Source organism: Aquiflexum sp. (assembly GCF_977115555.1).
In genome coordinates this window covers 1-2,617 of sequence record NZ_CDSBKL010000499.1, presented here as the reverse complement: position 1 = coordinate 2,617, position 2,617 = coordinate 1, and the positions used below count along the sequence as shown (strand labels likewise).

The following is a 2,617-nucleotide window of genomic DNA, read 5'->3' as shown; positions in this document are numbered from 1 at the left end:
GTCCATCCATGGCAGCAGTCCTTTTGTCTTTTCCCTGATCCAAATGGCGCTGAATGTTTTCCAAAACCACCGTGGCATCATCCACTAGGATACCAATGATTAGGGACATGGCCAGTAAAGTCATCAGATTCAGTGTATATCCCAATATCCACATGACAGCGAAAGCTGTGACAAGGGAAGTTGGGATGGCGACCAAAACAATTAGTGAATTTCTGAAGCTTCTCAGGAAAATCAGCATGACCAGAGACACGAGAATTACTGCAAGGATAAGGTCAAAAACCACTGAATTGACGGCGGCGATCGTGTTGTCAGTACTGTCGTCGGCGATGGTGAATTTTATCCCGGAACTGGAATTTGTTTCCTCTATCAGTGCCAAACGTTCTCTTACTGCACGGGAGACATCTACGGCGTTGGCATCACCCTGTTTTTTTAGCATCAGACCAACACCTTCCTTGCCATTGTAGCGGCTGATGGAGCTGATTTCTCTAATTCCGTTTTTCACTACAGCGATATCCCTTACATAGACCGGACTGCCCTTGACCGGCATAGCGACCTGCACCGATCCAATATCCTCCAACGAATTGAATTTGCCCAAAAGTCTGACAGCGCTCTGTTCGGTGACAGTCTGGACTTTTCCCGCAGGGACATCGAGTCCGGATCTGTTGATGGCTTCTACAACTTGAAGCAGTGAGATTTTGTACTGTCTGAGTTTGTTTTGGTCCACGTTGACCTGGACTTCCCGCTGTTCGCCGCCGAGGATGGTGATTTCGGCGACTCCTTTGAGTTGCTGTATCTGCGGGATAAAATCATCGATCATTTTTTGGTAAAACTCAGGACCGTTGATTTGGCTTGTCGCGGTGATGGACATGATGGGAAGGTCATTTGGGGAGACCTTGCTCATTTCGGGGGAAAGTACTTCCTTGGGAAGGTCCTGCGAAATATTATCAATGTACCGCTGTGCGTCCATCATGGTTTGGTCCAAGTTGACACCGTATTTCATATTGGCGATCACGACAGAGGCATTTGGGAGAGATTTGGTTACCAAATAATCTACGCCTTCCAGATTGGATAGTGCATCTTCGATTTTTTTCGAAACCGAATTTTCGACCTCCTCAGGTTCAGCACCGGGATAGACCGTCTTGATGACGACTACCGGCTGGTTGAAGTCCGGCATCAATTCGTAAGAAAGATTGGTGAAGCCGATATATCGCAAGAGGATGAAAACAGTGAACAGGACAATGATCAAAGAAGGCCTGTTGATGGATATGGATGTGATATTCATGGCGGAGTGGTTAAAAGATAGGAGTGAGGTTGGCACCTTCAAAGACATTGATCACACCACCGAAGACGAGGGTATCACCTTCCTGAAGCCGGGAATCTACCAGGACTTTGTCCTGGATTCGTTTGCTGATGGAGATCGTGGTGAGCTGTGCCTTTCCGTTTTTGATCAGATAAACTTTGGGTTCGAGGTCCGATCCCACGATGGCTGATGAGGGTATCAGTATTCCGTTTTGCATGCTCGGGTCTGATATAGATACTTCCCCCAAAAATCCTGCTCTGATCTTGAGGTCATTGCTGTTGCTGACTTTGAGTTCGACAGGAAAACTATTTCCCAGATTGCTTTTGAAGCCCACCATGGATACTTTTCCTGTGGTCTTCATATTGATCACTGGGACCAAGATGGCGACGGTCTGACCATTTTGGAACAGGCTTAGGTCTTGCTCCGATACCTGTATCAAAAGACTCAGGTCTTTTAGGTTGGATACCTGAACCAAAGGCTTGCCGGGAGCTGCAAAGTCTCCCACTTCGGTCATTTTTGCAGTTACAATCCCATCGAAAGGAGCTCGGATGCTTGTTTTTTTGATTTGCTCCTGAAGGGATTGGTGTTGGACTGTGGCGGATTTGAGGGCCATTTCGGTTTTTTCAAGTTGGATTCCCTGGATGGCATCATTTTCTACCAATATTTTGTAGCGTTTCAAATCCGATTCAAGCCCTTCTATCTGGACTTCAATTGCTTTTTGTTGCCATACCAGCATGGTATTGTCCAGCTGTACCAATACTTGGCCTTTTCGGACAGGGTCGCCGTTTTCTACCATGACGGTATTGACTTTTCCCTGCAATTCTGCACTGAGGTTGGATTCTTTTTGGGCCTGAAATGCACCCGTGAAAGCAAATTCCTGCTGCACAGATTCTTTGGTCAGCTTTTGGGCCATCACATTGATATTTTGGTCCCTGTTGTAGTGAAAGACCCTTTCCGTAGCTGTTTGCTTGTTAGAAAAAAGTTTGAACCCTATCGCTGCGACGATAGCCAAAGGGATGAGGATATAGAGTAGCTTTTTCATGGTTTCTCTTTCAGTTGAGGAGTGTTCCGTTAAGTTTTTTGATTTCAAGGGTGGCAGTGAGGTATTCGATCATGGCCGAGAGGTATTGCTGCTGACTTTCTCTGAGGGCATTGTCAGCCAATAGTACTTCTGTCAGGCTGGCGATTCCCTCACGCAGCTGGAGCAAGGTCCGCTTATAGACTGACTCGGCTAATGCGATCTGCGAAAGGTTGGTTTGGAGTTGCTGTTCTGCTTGTTCCTGTTTTAGTTGGGCATTTTGGCTGAGGACAAGGGTC

The 2,617-nt window shown here is 46.8% G+C and carries 3 protein-coding genes; all 3 read right to left on the bottom strand.

Going from position 1 to position 2,617, the window contains the following annotated elements:
• Positions 1-1,282, bottom strand: a 1,282-nt coding sequence (locus ACZFYI_RS18785; protein WP_462525652.1) for an efflux RND transporter permease subunit, incomplete at its 3' end; no start/stop codon positions are given.
• 10 nt (positions 1,283-1,292) lie between these two features.
• Entirely contained in the window at positions 1,293-2,342 is a 1,050-nt protein-coding gene (locus tag ACZFYI_RS18780; RefSeq protein WP_462525651.1) for an efflux RND transporter periplasmic adaptor subunit, read from the bottom strand.
• A 10-nt stretch (positions 2,343-2,352) separates the two neighbouring features.
• Positions 2,353-2,617 (bottom strand): TolC family protein (locus ACZFYI_RS18775; protein ID WP_462525650.1); only part of this gene is annotated, 265 nt, incomplete at its 5' end.